We start from the raw sequence: 17,984 nt of genomic DNA on the forward strand, positions 1-17,984 counted from the left end.
CGCCGACAGCGACATCTTTCTCTTGATCCTCTCCGTGACTCCCTCATCAAGTCCGGGAACGGAACCGATTCGACACAGAACTCAAGCTTCAGAGGCGGTTAGCTGAGGATGTTTCGTGAGGTACTGATCCTTACCCATACGACCTCTTGTATTGGTTCCACCAAAAATCCTCACGCAGAGGGCCAGTCGATCTAATCAAGCAGAATGGGTATTTTGATCACCCGCTTCTATTCGTGAATCGCCTCGGGGTCAAGCCCCGGGGCATTCGCCTTGACCGCCTGTAAACCCGGAACGAGTACGTGACCGCCGTCATCGGAGTGACGGGCCATGTCTGCTACGCTTCTTCGTGTCCCTGTTATCACATTTGCCAGCTTCGTTCCGCCTTGTAAATGCAATTGAGCAAATATATGAAATATCTCTCTAGTCCTACCGGAGACACGGAATTACGCACTCGACTCGTTCGTGAGTGCGGTGGTAGTAACCTGGATTTCGATGGTCTCACCACCATAAATCGACGACTCGGGGCCGAAACACGGGTGACGGTATCTCGAGCTGGTGACTCACCAACGCAAATATGATACATTCCTACAGCCAAGACACTGGAGTTCGACCCGCCCTGTTCCGGAGCGACCACATCGGTCGTTGTACACCGGACCGGCAGAAGGAGCCATTCGATCCCACCGTCGTCCGCTTAGCGTACATGAAGTTCCTCCTGGCGTGCGTCTGTAACTCGACGACCGCGTACGTAGACGTCCGGTTCCCCGTGTTCGGAACAGTGCCAGTGAGCGTAGTCCACTCGACGTCTTCATACACTTTGACGCGAGACTTGACGTTGACATAGTGCTAATCACCGAAAACCCTGATACAGGAGGTGGCGAAAAAGGAAACATATGGCTGTCTGGCTTTGGGTCGTGGTACTTATTGGAGCAGTGTGGCTGGCAGATTGGGGGGCAGATCACCTCGCTGATCCACTCCGGAAGATCCGTCGACAGTGGGGGGTTACCGGAACTGGTGGGGCGGCCCTCCTCGCCATCGTCACAGCGAGTCCAGAAGTCGCAATCAACACGACGAGTGCCCTTCGCGGCGTTGGTGGGATCGGTCTCGGGAACATGCTCGGCTCGAACATTGTCTCCTTCCCACTGATCTTTACCATTGCGTATCTGGCGTCGCGGCGAGAACTGACGGGCAATGGCGGGACGACACAACGGGAGAGCGACGGGGAGTCACCGATCGACGGGGCAGAGACACACTCAGCGCATATACAGCAACGCTTACTCCGTTTAGATCGACGAAGTGTGACGGTGTTGGTGCTCCCGTATCTCGGAATCCTCGGCCTTCTCGCACTGTTGACGATTCCGGAACAGTGGCAGGGACTGCAGCCGATCGATGGCGTCATCATGCTCGTTGCGTATGGTCTGTATCTCACGCAGGCAGTGTATCGAGGTCGTGAGGAGGGAGAATCGGTAGAGTGGTCGACGAAAGAGCTGGGTCTCGCGGTCGCTGGCGTCGGTGCGTTGGCAGTCGGGGCGTATTTCACGGTTCGCGCGACGGAGAGCCTGATTGCGGCGTTCGGCATCTCCGAAGTGATCGGGGGCCTGTTCATCACAGCGACGATGAGCACGGCACCGGAAGTCTTCAAGACGTGGCGAGTCGTGAAGAGCGGCCAGGTCACGGCTGGCACGACGAGTGTTGTCGCAGACAACGCTGTGACAGTGACGATCGGCTTCCTCCCGCTGGCGCTCGTGACCCTGCCGATTCAAAATATGTTGCTGTTCTCGGTCAACCTGGCGTTCGTCGCACTTATGCCAGCGGCGCTAGCGCTGCTCATACACTTCGGCTCTGACGACCACGGACTCAAGCGCTGGCAGGTGGGGGTCCTCGACTCTCTCTATCTGCTATACCTCATCGTTATGGCGTTCGGCGTCCTCCAACTCCTCTGAGTACCCCGTGAGTGTGGGGCACTTCTGCGAGTATTGCATTGAGAACCCGAAATTTGGCTCGGTAAGCCAACGTGACATCCCGCACCACAAATAAAGAAGGTATAATTTCAAGAGAGCATTCATTGTGACTGAGAATCCTTAGAGTCGTGTCCGTTCGCAGGTCTCCAATAATGCCGCTTATTGATATACACATGCGTATATGCTAAGGTAGTTAATATGAAACACCGGTTCCCAAAAGGGTTGTTACAATAGCTCTAATGTAATATGGCTTCAGCTCCTGATGAGCGCCAATCTTTGCCGTGCTGTTACAACAGTGCTGCTGTAACATCTGTCTCAGAAAACATCCAATTTCAACGTACAGGAAAGTTGTGCTGGCGCTTGCGGTCAACTGCCTCATTGGCGTCGTCCCAGAATCTTTGACCTAAGCACTGACGATACCACGTTAATCGCATCCAATCAGGTTCAGAGTTATCTTGCTCTTCTTAACCCAGAGGGCGCCTATATAGAATATCCAACTGTGAATTTCATAAGATCAATATCATATTCTCTATGTACACTTCAATTTGAATCAGCTACTGTGTAATGCTATCTCAGGTCAGGAACACAATCGAGTCATCCAGGTGTCCCAATACCGGATAGTGTCGAGTACAGGAGCCACACGTTCAAAACGACGATGAGGCCGATAATAACCGCGAGCCCGTAGGTCGTCCTCGTCTTATTCGTGAAACTCCCCATAATGTCCTCTTGGTAGGTGAACCAGAGCAAGGGGATGAGGACGAACGGGAGTTCGAAGCTCAGCGCAACTTGGGAGGCCACAAGGACACTCGTCGGATCGAAGCCCGCCAGCACGATGGCGAGGCTCGGGACGAGCGTCACGGAGCGACGAATCCAGACATTCACGTTGAGGTCCAGAAATCCATCCATGACGGTCTGCCCGGCCATAGTTGCGACCAGTGATGATGACAGTCCGGCCGCGATGAGCGCGATGCCGAAGGCGAAACTCGCATTCGTGCCAAAGACTCCTTGGAGTGTGACATACGCCTCGGTGAGTGTTTCAATACCTGTCCCTTGAAGCGATGCAGCGGCGACAATAAGCATAGCAGCATTCACGAACATCGCGCCGAACAGTGCAAGCGTCGTGTCGATGCTTTCCAGTCGGAAGTGGCGCCGATGAACAGCTTCCGTATCCCCGTTAGCCTCGACTTGCTGTTGTCGACGATCCTGGACAAGTGTCGGATGCAGATATACGCTGTGAGGCATGACCGTCGCACCGAGAATCCCGATCGCAATAAACAGCGCACTCGAGCTCGGGATCGACGGTGCTAGCCCGGCAGCAATTTCCCCGGCGGTTGGTTTCGCAAGTACCATCTGGAAGACGAATGCAAGCGAGATCACCCCGACGAGCGCCATGATCGTGAACTCGATCCACCGAAAGCCACGTCGATAGGCCGTACGAATACCGAGCAAGGCGAACGAACTTATCCCGGCGAGGACCGCCCCGGCTGCTAGCGGGAGTTGGAAAACTAAGCTAAACCCAATCGCAGCACCGATGATCTCTGCCATATCGGTGGCGATCATCGCGAGTTCGGCTGCAGCCCAGAGCGGCCAGACGAGCGGTTTGGGCAACCGTTCACGGCAGAGCTGTGCGACGCCTTTCCCCGTTGCGATCCCAAGTTTCGCAGCAATGATTTGAATCCCAATGGCCATCAGGCTCGCAAGGACGATCACCCAGAGCAGGGCTGTCCCAAACTTCGCACCGCCGGAGATGTTCGTGGCCCAGTTCCCGGGATCCATATACGCGACACTAATGAGGAATCCCGGCCCGAGATAGTACAGGAGTTCTCGCAGTGACGGGCGACCTGTTGGGCCCGTCTCACCGTCTGAGTCCAGGGTCACACGTTCTCTGAAAGACAGTTAGAATCGGCTAATAAAATAACTATCGAATCGAATTTTAGAATTAGTCTAATCTAACTCCGCTGGGATCTGGGTCACGGAACCGGCGTTGAAACTTCGTCGGTTTGATGGGCCCGAATAGAACGAGCAACGCCAGTCGGCAGGGAGACAGTCGTCTCGCAGGAGTGAGGTTGAACACTGATCATTCCGATGGGGGTGACCTCTTCGATGGTAACGCGCGTTCCGGGTTTGATTCCATGTGCTCCGAGATACCGGAGAATCTCGGGATCCTGATTCCGAACTCGCTGGATAATGACTGTTTCGTCCACGCTGAAGTTGATAAGCGCTGTCCCGGAAGGGTCTTCAACAGGATCCAAGTCGGCACTTGGAATCGGGTCGCCATGGGGATCGACTTGCGGCTCGTCAAGCCGAGTGGCGAGACGATCGATAAACGTCTCGCTGACGTGATGTTCCAGTCGGTCGGCCTCATCGTGAACTTCGGTCCAGTCGTAGCCGAGCTCTTCAGTGAGATAGGCCTCAAGTAAGCGGTGATGACGAATCACTTCCAGTGCGACGGATTCGCCTGTTGGGGTGAGTTCGACGCCCTGGTAAGGCTCATGGTTGGCCAAGTTTTTCTCGGCCAGCTTCTTCAGCATACTTGTCACGGTCGGCGGCTTGACATCCAGCTGCGTAGCGATGTCCGATGTTTTGACGTTCTCATCGGCTTCCGCGTGGAGGACATAGATCGCTTTGAGATAGTCTTCCATGACGGCACTCAACATCATCGATAGATGAATTAGAACTGCCTAATTCTTATATTTGTCTACCGAGAACCCATCCCCACTACGATACTCATATGGACCACTCTGAGTCAAATCCCGAATCGCTTGACCTGTTCGCGTGTAGAGGGTAATACTGGGTGTGCTCCCAGTCGTCGCACCAAAAAACCGGTAATGCAGCGGCGCTGAATGACATTTATGGAGCTTGGTGACTACGTATTTGATACTCAGGACGATGACCCGGATGTTGCCATCGTTGTACGCGTCCCTGAGGAGGAGACCATCGCAGACTGGACGTATGAAAGGAATGGGAAGGAGATCTCGACAACGGACGAGAACCCTGACTACTCGGCGGATGCCCAACTAGTGAATGTCACCTTTGTTAGGGATCTAGAGAATGAGTGGCCAGAATGGAAGGACGTTGCACCGGCTGAGTTCTGGGATGGGGTATGCGACCGCAGCATACCTGTATATGGATTTCCTGAAGGGCGGTTGGGGTACGTCAAGCCGCCGGCAACGCTGGAAGAGGCGATAGAACAGATTCAAGGAAATGTTGATGTATTAGAATGGCGATTTTCCGAACAGTATCTCCATATCGAGAAGATGAATGAAACGTATGCAATCAGACCGGATGGAAGTGTTTCCGGCAACGGGATCTACGCCGATTATCTCGAAGAGGTGGTCGCAAATCCGAGCGAGGAACCAACATACAAGTACCAGACATGGCCCATCAAGTCGGTACGTGGAAGCGGGAAAGCGTTGGATCCATAATCGAGTAGGGAGATAGCCGTCAGCGAACATTTTCGAATCCTCATTGGGAATGACTCGGACGAAACCTACTTGGGGGCATTTCAACATTTCGTAATTTCGGAAAGATAATGATCGTAGAAAGACAATCAGTAAGGAGATCTCCGCAAATCGCTATCAATAGGTGTTTGCTCTTCGAATCGGACCCCTCGAACGGATGTGAGTCGGCAACAATATTACCATCAGCCACCAAGTAATAATATGACGCTCCGGGAATCTATTAACCGCGAAGAGCTACTTACACTTTCACTGAGTATTTTCTTCGTTTTTATGGGTATAGCGACGCTTGCCGGGCTTCCAAGGGCATGGGAGTATGTTGGTGGGTGGGAGATTATCATACCTCGATTTGCTGCGGCAGTCTTTCTCCTAGCGATCGGGATTGGCGCTGGATGGAATTCATTACGCGGGGGAAAGACATCATAGAAAACTGAAAGAGATTTCGTAACTCATCCTAGCGTGGAGTCGGTGCCACATTTTCGAAACGCTCTTCGGTAGGAGATTGTTGATACTGCTGAGTGGTCACTACGAAGTCAAAGAGGACAAGAGCACCGCGTCAGCGGTGTCCGACACGAATGATTCCGCTCAATGTATTTGGCTCGGAATCGGTCGTGTTCGTTTCTTCAGTAGCTTTTCTGTGGTGGCGACCGACAGTAACTGGATGATGGTCTCGCTAGAAACCACCGGTCACTAGCCCCGTTTTGAGATGCGTTGTGGCACCCGGTAGATAGTCACAGCATTATTCTGGAACACAACTGATAACTCGGAGTGACTCGCAAAATCATCCAATTCGTACAGTGCGCGTTCGTTCGGTCCGACGTAAATATAGCGGACATCATACCGGGCGAGAAGCGAGTGTCGTTTTTCCCACGACCCCGTATAGATCGTGCGTACATCGTCGACACGACGGCGATACGTCTGCCGGCCGCGATAGCCGACTTCGTGACTCCAACCGGCAACTGTTGGGACGCCAGTAAAACTCGATGGGGCGTTCGCCCATCGATACGGTTGGACGCTATCGATAGAATTACACCAACAAGCCGGTGCCGTGACGATATTCGGCTGTCCCGACCTAGTAGCGAGAAACTGGATTGCGGCCCATTCCTCCGGATGCTGTTCTTGTGCCCACGTCGTCGCATCGAGGGTTGGCTCATCGATCTGTTCGAAATGAGCTCCCAGCGCGATTACTCCGTACAACGAGACGGCAATCAGAAGAACAACACCCACCACCGTAATTGTGACTCGTCGCACATCCCATCTCTGCCATTGTGATAGGCGTACTGGAAGCAACTGTTCGAAGGCAACAGCCGCTCCCGTTCCCCAGAGAATCCAGACTTGCATGTAGGTCTTGAACACTGTGTTCATCCGCCCAGGCCCCGCTTGCGCATCCAGATACACGAACTCGACGAGCAGCACTAATCCTGCCCCCGCGAGGAACAGAACCGTCTCGAAGCTGCTGACCCGTTCGTGGCGGAGGAGGAACCACGCAAAAACCACCAACGGCAGCACGAGGATAACAGCCGGAGTCTGGCTGATGACACCGACAACGATGGCACCAATGAGAGCACCACCGAGCAACAGTCGATCGGTATGCGTATTCCGTATTCGAGAGCCGAAGAAGAGTCCGAAGACGAGCAACACCCACCCGTGGATGAGAATGAGTCCTATGAGACTGCTCTGATCCGGGAAAACGCCGATCGTCCGGGCACTTCCGCCAGTCGCTGGACCGAGAAAGAACGGGCCAGTCCAGAGAATCCCCAAGCACGCTACCAGGATTGCGAGACCCGCGCTGACCCCCAGTCGGAGGACCGTTCCCTGTTCGTCCGCCTTGGCTGGGATAGATGGGCGGATTGTACTCGGGAGAAGAGACCGGGGAGACGCAGGAGCGAAGGCTATCGAAAGCCAAGTTACTCCGATCGCGGTTGGAAAACTCCACGTGTTGATAACCGCGATGAAACCGGCTACAGGTGGAATTGCCCCAACAACAAGAAGACGACGTCGACCCACGGCATCGGTGGGGGTCTGGTAATAGGCATAGGCGATAGCCGTAGCGAGAAGGAGGAACGGCGTGCTGAGCATATGCGCATGTAGATCACCGTTCAGCCAGGCAAACAGCGGAAATTCATTGATTGTGCCGTCGATGACTCGACTCGCCGTCCAGTACGAGAACGCATCGCGGGAGAGAATGGGAGATGCGTCGAGTGCGGTCGTAGCGGCGACCGTCTCAGCGATTGAAGTCGCAATTCCGTTCGGAAGGGACCACAAGATGGCCGCCATGGGTGTCACGAGATTGGAAGCGAAGGCAACGAAAAACGCGGCCAGTACACCAGCTACGCGATACGACCCACCACGTGACTGCGCGATCGACCCCGCAAGGTCATATACAGTCGTCACCAGCATCCCATAGAAACTGGCGAATGCGAGGTTGTATGCATACTTTGCTGGCGTTCCGGAGAGAATAGCGAGAATCGCCGAAATTAGCTGGCCTCCGTAATAGTATTGGACTGAATTGCCTGCGAACCAGAAGTCCTCGGGCGGGAGTTGGTCGGCGCGGAGAACCGTCTTAAGCAGGCCGTAATCGAGAAATTTCTCACCGCCAGCCGGGAGGATCGATGGATCGACAACGCGAATCCCGACTACCAAGATGAACCCAAGCGAGAACACGGCAGACGCCTCAACGAACCGACGTAGTGGTACCCGAGGACCACGCCAAGCCGTCCACAAAGAGAGGGTCCCGAGAGAGATGAGGCCAACCACGAGGGCTGGCGGGCCAAACCACAGCTGTCCGACCCAATACGCCGGGAGAACGAACGTGATGAGCGCAGTAGGGAGCGCGAGACCCATACCTCGATCAGGTATCGAGGTGAAGAGAGTTGCTGCGATGGGAACGCCTGCAGTGGCGAGAGCAAGCATGATCAGCCACCAAATGAAGATCGTACCGTATTCCATGGCTAACAAGAAACACTCCCCGGGCTGACGCTTCTAGAACAACTACCCGTCGCAATCAGGATACGATCAGGGTGAGTGTCTTTTCGAAGAACGATGATCGTCTCAATCTGGCCAAGTCTATTCGGAAAATATTTATTGCTCACAGAGTCCAACCAATTAGATGGACCACCGGCCTGTACCATGTACCCATGATTCGCGATCGGCCCATCCAGACGGTGGTCCACACTTAATCTCACGTGTCCGCTAGCTTCGGCTGTCCTCGGGTACCCGTTAGATATTACAGATGTCCTCGTGGTCATCATCCTGATAACTTCGTTACTGTTTGAGATACACATCGATTTGAGGGTGAGAGCTATGTTCTCAGTACAGTTACCGTCTCCAGAACCGGTCCACGACACCTGTAAGAACGAAAAACATCGACACGATTGTCAGTCCAAGCTGTGGCTCGCGAAACCAGAAGGGTGTCGACGGAATTACTGCTCGAAGGCCGACAAGCATCAGCGAAAGCACTGGTACGTCATCAGATGGGGTGTTGATCGATCCCGACTCTGTAGCATACTGAGGTGCCCCCACTGACTCTCCGGCTGGGAGTCGATCTGCTTCATACGGAATTCGCTCTGTTTCGACACTCCAGACGACAGCCCCCGATTCGTTCACTTCGACGATGCGCCTATTCAGCGTGTCCGTGATCAACGTATTCCCGTTCGGGAGACGATCGGCGTCTCGAGGCCAGTTGAACGGAATACCACCCGCCCTTTCGAGAGTCCACGCCGGTGTCCAACTACCGTTCGCAGTCTGGTGGAGTTCGACCACGCGGTCGTTCTCGCTGTCGGCGACAAGGACAGCGTCCTCTCCGAGCCACTGGGGGTTGTGTTGATGATTGAGAACTGTGGGATCACCGCAGCGTATTTCTCCGTCTCCGTCGTAATCCGCTAGCTGGCCCGATTTTCGGCAGTTAGCGTCGTTCGAATCAGTCGTGTCCTTGTTGATGACGTCAACAACGCCTTCGCCACGCTCAACGATCACGAGCTGGTTGGCGTTGCGGACTGAGACGAGATACCGACCCTCGTCGATGACATCGACGTCATTGATGTGCAGCCAGTCAGTTGTCGTCGGGTCTTGAGGGGCATCGTAGAATGAACTCGCGTTCCACTGCCACGTAACTTCGCCGTCTTTGACGGTGAAGATACGCTCGTACTCCATATCGGTGATCAAGTATTCTCCCGATTCGAGTCGTTCGACATCGTGAACCTCGCTGTTCTTTTTCGTCCTCACGGGGAAGCTATACTCGGAAAGCACGCGAGGTTCGGGCTGCGGATCGATAACCCGAAATCCAGTACGCGTACATGGTGATTCGTACGGGCTACATGAAGCGTATCCGCTATTCATAAACCCGGCCATGACCGTCCCATTCTCGGTTTTTGTCACGTCAAAATAGCTATCAGCACTCGACTCACGCCATGTGACGTTCGTCCCGTTGAGAAGATAGACGCTCCCGTACTCGTGCCAACCTGGACCACCTCCTTGCGACCCGACGAGTGTGCGGGGTTGGTGATCGGCCGCGGCCGTTCGTCCGATCGATGGCGCGAGCATGGCGCTTACGCTGAGCGTCCCAACGAGGAGCAAGACTCCGGCGAGGATAAACAGTGTACCACGGGAGGGAAACGAGACCACTCCCCTTACCATCGAACTAATCGAGTCCTCAGCCATCAGTTGGATGTTCTCGTTTCGGCTGCATCGTCATTTTTTATGAGTAGTATCATAATTATGGTCTCAATTGTGATTTGACCTTGTTGCCAACATCCCTCAGAGACCCAATAATTCGGGTTCGATGATATACTCCGTCGATGGTAATCCACCCGATGAGCAATCCCCCGGCGAGAATCGTCCGGGCGAAATCCCACGGCCCCATCCATACTGGGCGGATCCACGGCGTAATGTGTGCCCACCGCTCGGCGAGCCAAGCCATCTCTGATTCTATCGGCGTCCCGGCGAACGTGTTCGTTACCCACTCCGCGAACGTGAGGCGATCGCCAGTCCCGGGCGTCAACGCAGCACTCCCTGTAAGGTTGGCTGTCCCAGTCGCGTTTTGGTCCCGGATGGTCGGGCCACCGGGTTCGTCCCCAAGCTGCATTCGCTCAGCCTCGTACGTGCCCCACGGAGCGTAAAACTCCCAAACGATCTCGCCACTCGGGGTCACTTCCATAACACGGTGGTTGAGCGTGTCGGTGACGAGCGTGTTTCCGTTCGGGAGCCGATCGGCGTCACGGGGCCAATTGAAGCTTCCTCTGAGCAGCCAGGTTCGGGTCCAGTTACCATCCGTCTTTGCATACTCGACGATGCGATCGTTCTCGCTGTCAGCGACGAGCAGTGTCGGCGTTCCGTTTTCGCTTTCGAGATACTGTGGATTGTGTTGCTCGTACAGCGTATCCCAGTCTCCATCCGAGCCGAGCTGTTGTGTTACGTTCTTCGTTGATCGATTGACGACGATCACCTGGTCGAAATTTCTCGGTGAGGCGAGGTATTGCCCCGGGCCGAACTTGTCGACATCGTTAACGTGCGACCAGTCGTCGGTGTACTTTCCACCTCCACTCCGGTTGTACCCGTGATTCCGGAATTTCCACTCCCAGACGATCTTGTCCTTCGAGAGATCGTAGATGAGTAGTCTATCGTCGTTTTTGCCCGTCGACTCGTTGTAGTTCCGCATATTGGCAACGAGTAACTGATCGCCGTTGATGAGGTCGATATCGTGGGTATCTTCCCAGTCGAACGTCCGTGACCACGCCGTTTGTTTTGTCTGTGGATTCCAAACAGTGACGACAGTCTCTCCGGGCTTCGTACCGGTAATAAGGAGCGACCCGTTTTCGAGTGGGTCTATATCATAGAACCAAACGATACCCTCTTCGCCCCCATTATACACCCACTCGACGTTCCCTCGTGGTCCGACCCCGACGAGGCGGGCAGGCTTCTTCTCACTCTGTTGCCCAGCGATTTTGAACCCTTGTACCGAAATCACTGTGGTCCCGTTCGCTGGGCTTTCAATTGTCCCTCGTTGCAAGGAAGTTGGTTCATAAGTGAACGCTGATACCGCTGTTGGAGCGAGGAGGACGATGATGATGAGCAGTACGATTCCACGGAGGATCTGAGATCTGGAGACCTCATTGAGCGCTGGTTTCATTTTCTCGAGTGAATTTCTTGAAACGCGCAGTTTGTAGCAACCAGAATGCTTCTAACCTTCGATAATCTGCAGTGGTGTTTGATTCTACTAGAATCTATCCATTTCGTGTTCGCGAAATGGGGGCACAGAATATACTTCGGTCCCACAAGTTCCCTATGGTGGATTTCCGATATAAAATTCATTCTGAATACCCGTTTCATTTCTGAATATAGAGCGAGTACATTATGATCGCTAGCCCGACCGCAACAAGGAGACTATTAATGAGAACACCTGTTTGAAGTTCGACTCCGAGTAGCTGGTGGGCGACACCAGCAAGGAGAGCGCCAAGCGTGATAATGCCGAACCCAACCGAAAGAGCTCGGAGGGCGGGAGCTCCCGTCCGTCGATGAGCCTTATAGGCAATAAATGTAATTCCGCTCCCAAGGACGAGAATTAGAGTCTTGATGACGAGGATCGCAAGCATCGTTTGACTCACAGCTCGTCACCCATCTTTGACCAGATGTTCGCAAGGCGTTCATCAGCACTCCGCTTGGGTCGGCTAATCTCGACATCGATCTGATCGTCGTCGTCCATCGAGATGGTCACGTCAGTAAAATCACGTTGGTACCGCGTGATTCGTCCTCCCTCTGGGTGGATTTCGATACGTTCCCGGACGAGGGAAGCCGTACTGAGGAGATCTAGTTTCCGATACACCGTCGATTTCGGGATATCACACCGTTCGATGAGTTCCTTGGCGGTCATTGGTTCAGCGGTTTCTCTGAGGATGGTCTGACACTCGGGGTCATCCAGCGCATCGAGGACAGCCTGTAGTGTCGAGGGGTCCTCATTAGTTGCTGGATCGTCGCCCATGGTCAGGTCTTGAAACGGCTGTGGAATAGGTCGACTGATTCGGAGTCGGTCGGAGGTGAGTCCGCCATCCGCTATCCTGCTCGAAATTCTGTGGGATCATACAGTACATGAAGGTTCGTGGGTTCAAATCGCGGTGGAGTACGACCATTGAACTGCCGCTCATGTTTCATCAAACAGTTTCCTCCACGGCCGCTCCCGTGAAAGCTCGCTCTCGTCGGTGAGCTGTGCGCTACCCTCCTCTGTCAGGCGATAGCGCCCTCCGCCAATCGGAGAGATGAATCCGTCGTCGTGAAGCCGAGCACAGGCCTGATCGACAGTGATTGGGTGACCTTCAATTCGAGTGGCAATTTCCATGACGTGAAGTGGGCCATCTGTTTCCAGCGCTCGGAGAACGGCTCGGTCCATAACTTAGTCACCCGACTGTCCATCCTGGACGTCAAGAAGTTCCTGATACCGGTTCCTGATAGTGACTTTACTGACGTGGGCTGCGTCGCTTACCGTTGCTTGGGTGAGGCCTTCGTTCGTGAGATGTGTGGCGGCATACAGGGCTGACGCTGCGAGGCCCGCAGGACTCTTCCCGCTGTGAACACCGTGAGATTTCGCAGTCTCAAGAAGGTCACGCGCGACCCGCTCAGCTTCGTCGCTCACCTCGAGCGTCGACGCAAATTGGGGAACGTATGCTACCGGATCGGTCGGTTCGATTTCCAGCCCGAGTTCCCGCGACAAGTACCGGTAGGCGCGCTGAATCGGGAGTTTCTCGACACGGCTTACTGTCGTGAATTCGACCAGCGTCCGTGGTGTCCCATACTGTCGAGCGGCAGCGTACAGACAGGCGGTTGCCATACCTTCGATGGACCGGCCAAGGAGGAGTTCTTCCTCAACTGCTCGGCGGTAGAGCACACCGGCTATCTCACGACATGACTGCGGAAGGCCGAGCGCGCTAGCCATGCGATCGATCTCGCCGAGTGCCTGTTTGAGATTCCGTTCCTGGGCGTTTTTCGTCCGAAAGCGTTCGTCCCACGTCCGGAGCCGCTGGATCTGTGCTCGCTGATTGGACGGGACTGGGTTTCCGCGGGCGTCTTTGTCTTGCCACCCGATCGTCGTACTGAGCCCTCTATCGTGCATGAGGTGGGTGGTCGGGGCCCCGACTCGACTCCTATCGGTTGTTTCATCGTCATCGTATGCGCGCCATTCGGGTCCACGGTCGAGAGCGTCTTCGTCGAGAACGATGCCGCAGTCCTCACAGGACACCTCTCCGTGTTCTTCATCGGGGACGATCCGACCACTACATTCTGGACAGGTCTCGCGAAACGATTCACCCGATCCTCGCTGTGCTGACTCGCGAGCATCTCGTTCGTCCGGTCTGATAGATATCTCGTTCATGGGTCCTGTGTGCCGGGCTTCACATCCCCGGCCGAGTGGTTCTCTCTAGCAAACTCCGGTTCGGAGTCAATGTAAATGAAGGGCGGATTCCCAGACGATGGGAATCCACCAAACAGGTTCACTACACCGCTTTGAACGGCAACTAAGTCGGAGTCGACGGGATCCAATCAGACCTGCGAATCAACACTCTCTCGAACACCCATGATATCCGGACTCACGCCACTTGCGGTTACCTCTGTCACGACTTCAGTTGCACTGACCGTCTCGATGGGGCTCGTCCTCGTCGCAATGATCGTGTGGTTAGCTCGTGTGGAAGACATCCGGTCATACGTACCAGCGAGTGATATTGGAGGCGGTGCCGGGCAAACGGAGTACGGCCATGAGGAAAAACCAGGTGGAATCACTCGATGGCTGACCACCGTAGATCACAAGGATATCGGCGTGCTGTATGGGGTCTACTCCGTCATCACGCTCGCTTGGGGAGGTCTCTCGGTGCTGATAATGCGAACTGAACTGCTCGATCCGCCAGCGACGTTGATCCAGTCGACCACGTACAACGCGTTGTTGACCAGTCACGGCATCACCCTGCTGTTCCTGTTCGGAACACCCATCCTCGCCGCATTTGCAAATTATTTCGTCCCCCTACTTATCGGAGCGGATGACATGGCGTTCCCCCGCATCAACTCCATCGCATTCTGGTTGCTCCCGCCAGGAGCCTTACTCATCTGGGCCGGCTTCTTCATCCCTGGGATTGCCCCGTCGCAAACCAGCTGGACGATGTATACGCCGCTCTCGATCCAGCAGCCAAGCCCTGCTGTTGACCTGATGCTCTTAGGACTCCACCTCACGGGAGTTTCAGCGACGATGGGCGCGATCAACTTCATCGCGACTATCTTCACCGAACGTGCAGAGGAGGTTGACTGGGCGAATCTCGACATCTTCTCCTGGACGGTGCTGACTCAGTCGGGACTCATCCTGTTCTCGTTCCCACTACTCGGAAGTGCACTTGTCATGCTTCTCCTAGACAGGAACTTCGGAACGACGTTCTTTACTGTCGGTGGCGGTGGACCCCTCCTCTGGCAGAATTTATTCTGGTTCTTCGGCCATCCTGAGGTATACATCATTGTGCTCCCGCCGATGGGGCTTATCAGCATCATTCTCCCAAAATTCTCTGGGCGAAAGCTGTTTGGCTTCAAGTTCGTCGTCTACTCGACGCTCGCCATCGGCGTCCTGTCGTTCGGCGTCTGGGCCCACCACATGTTCGCAACCGGGATGGATCCCCGCCTGCGTGCGAGCTTCATGGCGGTCACGCTCGCCATCGCCGTCCCGAGCGCAGTCAAGACTTTCAACTGGATGACAACCATGTGGAACGGCCGCTTACGGCTGACAGCGCCAATGCTCTTTTGTATCGGATTTGTTAGTCTCTTCATCATTGGCGGCGTGACGGGCGTGTTCCTCGCGTCGATCCCGGTCGACCTCGTTCTCACCGATACCTACTACGTCGTCGGCCACTTCCATTTCATCCTCATGGCTATTCTCACCGCCGTGTTCGCTGGGGTCTACTACTGGTTCCCGCTCTATACAGGGAAGTGGTATCAGCGAGGTCTCGCGAAGTGGCACTTCTGGCTGTTTATGATCGGATCGAATCTCACGTTCTTCGCGATGATCCTCCTAGGCTATGCGGGAATGCCACGGCGCTATGCAACGTATAACGTCGATATCGGACCGGTGGCCCAGTTCACAGATCTCCATCAAGTCGCGACGCTTGGTGCATATCTGATCGGATTGAGCGGGATCATCTTCCTCTGGAACATCGTACAATCGTGGCTCGAGGGACCACCCGTCCAAAGCAGCGATCCGTGGGAACTCGCTGAGGACGGCCTGCTGACGAACGAGTGGCAATGGTTCGATCACCAACGTGAGACCGCCATCACCGACGGAGGGGCAGAATCAGAGGAAACCGACACCGATACTGACGACAATTCGGAGGAGACAGCATGAATCGAGTCAAACAGCTGTTGCTTGGTCTTGGCTTCGCAGTAATCGGCATGAGCATCGTTGCATTACCGGTCGCAGCAGCGGGCTACGACTCGACGACGGAAGCACTCATTCAATCACTGAACCTCAAACTGCTCTACGTTGCAGTCCCGATCACGATCCTCGTCGAAGGGATACTGATTTACACTGTCTGGCGGTTCCGGAACAACGACGATCCGAAACCGACCAAAGAAAACCGGCGACTCGAGATCACCTGGACCGTCGCAACCGCGATCATCCTGCTTTTCGTCGGGGTTGCCTCATATCAGGTACTCGCTCTACCCGCCGTCACTGCAACGCCGCAAGTCACAGACAGCGAGCAGGCGAATGCGACCGAAGTGACCGTTGTCGGCCAGCAGTTCCTGTGGACGTTCAAGTATCCCGAAGAAAATGTGACCTCGCGAGGCACCCTCGTTCTCCCCGCGAATCGGACGGTCTACCTTAATATCACCTCAAGAGACGTCATACACTCGGTTCACATTCCAGAACTCGGGCTCAAACAGGACGCAGTCCCTGGGCAGTATAATCTCCTCCGGACGACACCAACCTCTCAGGGAACGTATCAGCTCTACTGTGCAGAATACTGCGGAGTCGGGCACTCCCAGATGACTGCCACAGTGAAAGTCGTGAGTTACGACGAATATCAGCAGTGGCTCGAAGACCAAAAGCAATCTCAATAGTAACAATGTCTACCACAGAAGACGACTCCACGGACGGACACAGCCACCACCTTCCAGCAGTCGAAGACTGGCCGCAGGGATTCGGTGAAGCCAGCTGGTGGCCCTTCGTCACCGCGCTCGGCGCGGCCGGACTCTACGTGGGCGCTGGTCTCTTCCTACTTGGACAGGGCGACGACGCGCTCGTCGGTGCGAGCGTGGGACCCGCCACCATTATCGCGGGGGTGGTTCTTTTCCTCGTCGGACTGTACGGCTGGGTCTATCACGGCTTCGTCAAGCACTACTGGTCACGGGACGCAGAGGACTCGACAGGGAAGCTCCGGTGGGGAATGCTCCTCTTCCTGGGGACGGAGGTCGCCACCTTCGGAGCTGGCTTCGTCTATTATTTCTTCATCAGAGTCGGCCCATGGCCGCCCGGTGAGCTACCGGACCTCCTCTCGTCGCTCGTACTCGCCAATACAGCGATACTCATTCTCAGTAGTGTCACGCTCCATTTTGCCCACAGTGCGCTCCGCAATGGGAATCGGCGTCGATTTGCCGGCCTGCTCGGGACGACGGTCCTCCTCGGTGTGGTGTTCCTCGCTGGGCAGGTGTTGGAGTACTACGAGTTCATCGTCGGTGAGGGATTTACCCTCTCAAGTGGCATCTACTTCAGTGCCTTTTTCGGATTAACTGGTCTCCACGGGTTACACGTCACACTCGGCGTAATTCTCCTAGCGCTTCTCTCCGTCCGGACACTCTACGGGCACTACTCACCAGAGCGGCATACCTCCGTGAGTACAGTCAGCATGTACTGGCACTTCGTGGACGCCGTCTGGATCTTCCTCGTCGTCACGCTCTACGTTGGTGCCGCATTCACCCTATGATGATCGAGATGTGTGTTCAAGAACTTCATTCGAGTGGTCGGTCGAAACTACCTGACTAACCCTATGCCATCTCCAAAAGAAACCCTCGAAATCGAGAACGTGGTCGCATCAACTGAGATCGAGCAGGAACTTGACCTGGATCAGCTCGGCGACGATCTTGCCGGCACAGATTATGATCCAGACAAGTTTCCAGGGTTGATCTACCGTATTCAGAGCCCCAAAGCAGCGGTTCTCATCTTCCGTTCCGGGAAGATGGTTTGTACTGGTGCTGCGAGTGTTGACGAGGCCCATCAAGCCATTCACACTCTCTTCGACGAACTTCGATCGCTAGGGATTCCTGTCACAACCGAGACAGACATCGTCATTCAGAATATGGTAGCGAGTGGTGAGCTTGGCCAGCGCCTGAATCTCATCGCTATTGCGGTTGGCCTCGGTCTCGAAGACGTCGAATACGAACCCGAGCAGTTTCCAGGACTCGTGTATCGGCTCCCAAATGCGACTGTCGTAGGGTTGTTGTTCGGAAGTGGCAAGTTGGTCATTACCGGATGTAAGTCGTTTGAGGACGCAACGAAGGCTATTGAAACCATTCACGATCACCTACAGAACCTTGACCTCCTGGACTAAGAATT

At 54.8% G+C, this 17,984-nt stretch carries 15 protein-coding genes; 7 read left to right on the top strand and 8 right to left on the bottom strand.

Annotation, left to right across the window (positions count from 1 at the left end; all coding sequences use genetic code 11):
- Nucleotides 1-890: 890 nt before the first annotated feature.
- Complete coding sequence (locus NDI79_RS22175; protein WP_310930800.1) at nt 891-1,940, top strand: sodium:calcium antiporter; 1,050 nt, start codon at nt 891-893, stop codon at nt 1,938-1,940.
- Nucleotides 1,941-2,552: 612 nt separating this feature from the next.
- Here NDI79_RS22175 and NDI79_RS22180 read toward each other — a convergent pair.
- Nucleotides 2,553-3,836, bottom strand: a complete 1,284-nt coding sequence (locus NDI79_RS22180) for an Nramp family divalent metal transporter (protein ID WP_310930801.1) — start codon at nt 3,834-3,836, stop codon at nt 2,553-2,555.
- Nucleotides 3,837-3,928: 92 nt separating this feature from the next.
- Complete coding sequence (locus NDI79_RS22185) at nt 3,929-4,618, bottom strand: metal-dependent transcriptional regulator (protein WP_310930802.1); 690 nt, start codon at nt 4,616-4,618, stop codon at nt 3,929-3,931.
- A 192-nt stretch (nt 4,619-4,810) separates the two neighbouring features.
- On the opposite strand from NDI79_RS22185, the gene NDI79_RS22190 reads away from it, so the two are divergent.
- Entirely contained in the window at nt 4,811-5,383 is a 573-nt protein-coding gene (locus NDI79_RS22190; RefSeq protein ID WP_310930803.1) for a DUF7961 domain-containing protein, read from the top strand.
- A 237-nt stretch (nt 5,384-5,620) separates the two neighbouring features.
- Nucleotides 5,621-5,842, top strand: a complete 222-nt coding sequence (locus NDI79_RS22195) for a hypothetical protein (protein WP_310930804.1) — start codon at nt 5,621-5,623, stop codon at nt 5,840-5,842.
- A gap of 264 nt (nt 5,843-6,106) precedes the next feature.
- Here the strand turns inward: NDI79_RS22195 and NDI79_RS22200 are convergent, their stop codons facing one another.
- The 6 genes from NDI79_RS22200 to NDI79_RS22225 all read right to left on the bottom strand — a co-directional run bounded on the left by NDI79_RS22200 (nt 6,107) and on the right by NDI79_RS22225 (nt 13,775).
- Nucleotides 6,107-8,365 (bottom strand): DUF2298 domain-containing protein, encoded by a 2,259-nt coding sequence (locus NDI79_RS22200; RefSeq protein WP_310930805.1) that lies wholly within the window; start codon nt 8,363-8,365, stop codon nt 6,107-6,109.
- Nucleotides 8,366-8,734: 369 nt separating this feature from the next.
- Nucleotides 8,735-10,075, bottom strand: a complete 1,341-nt coding sequence (locus NDI79_RS22205; RefSeq protein ID WP_310930806.1) for an aryl-sulfate sulfotransferase — start codon at nt 10,073-10,075, stop codon at nt 8,735-8,737.
- A gap of 55 nt (nt 10,076-10,130) precedes the next feature.
- Nucleotides 10,131-11,543, bottom strand: coding sequence for an aryl-sulfate sulfotransferase (locus NDI79_RS22210; RefSeq protein ID WP_310930807.1), 1,413 nt, complete (start codon nt 11,541-11,543; stop codon nt 10,131-10,133).
- A gap of 196 nt (nt 11,544-11,739) precedes the next feature.
- Nucleotides 11,740-12,006 (bottom strand): DUF7521 family protein, encoded by a 267-nt coding sequence (locus NDI79_RS22215; protein WP_310930808.1) that lies wholly within the window; start codon nt 12,004-12,006, stop codon nt 11,740-11,742.
- 8 nt (nt 12,007-12,014) lie between these two features.
- A complete protein-coding gene (locus tag NDI79_RS22220; RefSeq protein ID WP_310930809.1) occupies nt 12,015-12,392 on the bottom strand; it encodes a helix-turn-helix domain-containing protein in 378 nt (125 codons plus the stop codon).
- 408 nt (nt 12,393-12,800) lie between these two features.
- On the bottom strand, nt 12,801-13,775 hold the full coding sequence (locus NDI79_RS22225) for a transcription initiation factor IIB (RefSeq protein WP_310930810.1): 975 nt from the start codon (nt 13,773-13,775) through the stop codon (nt 12,801-12,803).
- 201 nt (nt 13,776-13,976) lie between these two features.
- On the opposite strand from NDI79_RS22225, the gene NDI79_RS22230 reads away from it, so the two are divergent.
- The 4 genes from NDI79_RS22230 to NDI79_RS22245 all read left to right on the top strand — a co-directional run bounded on the left by NDI79_RS22230 (nt 13,977) and on the right by NDI79_RS22245 (nt 17,979).
- Nucleotides 13,977-15,776 (top strand): cbb3-type cytochrome c oxidase subunit I, encoded by a 1,800-nt coding sequence (locus NDI79_RS22230; RefSeq protein WP_425499654.1) that lies wholly within the window; start codon nt 13,977-13,979, stop codon nt 15,774-15,776.
- Nucleotides 15,773-16,492: a cytochrome c oxidase subunit II gene (gene coxB / locus NDI79_RS22235; protein ID WP_310930811.1), complete on the top strand. Its 720-nt coding sequence runs from the start codon at nt 15,773-15,775 to the stop codon at nt 16,490-16,492. Before NDI79_RS22230 ends, coxB begins: the two co-directional genes overlap by 4 nt.
- 5 nt (nt 16,493-16,497) lie before the next feature.
- A complete protein-coding gene (locus NDI79_RS22240; protein WP_310930812.1) occupies nt 16,498-17,355 on the top strand; it encodes a cytochrome c oxidase subunit 3 in 858 nt (285 codons plus the stop codon).
- Between the two features lie 63 nt (nt 17,356-17,418).
- Entirely contained in the window at nt 17,419-17,979 is a 561-nt protein-coding gene (locus NDI79_RS22245; protein ID WP_310930874.1) for a TATA-box-binding protein, read from the top strand.
- Nucleotides 17,980-17,984 lie beyond the last annotated feature (5 nt).

The sequence above is a fragment of the Halogeometricum sp. S3BR5-2 genome (genome assembly GCF_031624635.1).
GTDB lineage: Archaea > Halobacteriota > Halobacteria > Halobacteriales > Haloferacaceae > Halogeometricum > Halogeometricum luteum.

Excerpts from the sequence above, each read along its gene's own strand:
- NDI79_RS22175 (WP_310930800.1), top strand. The coding sequence starts at position 891 with ATGGCTGTCTGGCTTTGGGTCGTGGTACTTATTGGAGCAGTGTGGCTG.
- NDI79_RS22185 (WP_310930802.1), bottom strand. The coding sequence starts at position 4,618 with ATGATGTTGAGTGCCGTCATGGAAGACTATCTCAAAGCGATCTATGTC.
- NDI79_RS22190 (WP_310930803.1), top strand. The coding sequence starts at position 4,811 with ATGGAGCTTGGTGACTACGTATTTGATACTCAGGACGATGACCCGGAT.
- NDI79_RS22195 (WP_310930804.1), top strand. The coding sequence starts at position 5,621 with ATGACGCTCCGGGAATCTATTAACCGCGAAGAGCTACTTACACTTTCA.
- NDI79_RS22200 (WP_310930805.1), bottom strand. The coding sequence starts at position 8,365 with ATGGAATACGGTACGATCTTCATTTGGTGGCTGATCATGCTTGCTCTC.
- NDI79_RS22205 (WP_310930806.1), bottom strand. The coding sequence starts at position 10,075 with ATGGCTGAGGACTCGATTAGTTCGATGGTAAGGGGAGTGGTCTCGTTT.
- NDI79_RS22210 (WP_310930807.1), bottom strand. The coding sequence starts at position 11,543 with ATGAAACCAGCGCTCAATGAGGTCTCCAGATCTCAGATCCTCCGTGGA.
- NDI79_RS22215 (WP_310930808.1), bottom strand. The coding sequence starts at position 12,006 with ATGCTTGCGATCCTCGTCATCAAGACTCTAATTCTCGTCCTTGGGAGC.
- NDI79_RS22220 (WP_310930809.1), bottom strand. The coding sequence starts at position 12,392 with ATGGGCGACGATCCAGCAACTAATGAGGACCCCTCGACACTACAGGCT.
- NDI79_RS22225 (WP_310930810.1), bottom strand. The coding sequence starts at position 13,775 with ATGAACGAGATATCTATCAGACCGGACGAACGAGATGCTCGCGAGTCA.
- NDI79_RS22230 (WP_425499654.1), top strand. The coding sequence starts at position 13,977 with ATGATATCCGGACTCACGCCACTTGCGGTTACCTCTGTCACGACTTCA.
- coxB (WP_310930811.1), top strand. The coding sequence starts at position 15,773 with ATGAATCGAGTCAAACAGCTGTTGCTTGGTCTTGGCTTCGCAGTAATC.
- NDI79_RS22240 (WP_310930812.1), top strand. The coding sequence starts at position 16,498 with ATGTCTACCACAGAAGACGACTCCACGGACGGACACAGCCACCACCTT.
- NDI79_RS22245 (WP_310930874.1), top strand. The coding sequence starts at position 17,419 with ATGCCATCTCCAAAAGAAACCCTCGAAATCGAGAACGTGGTCGCATCA.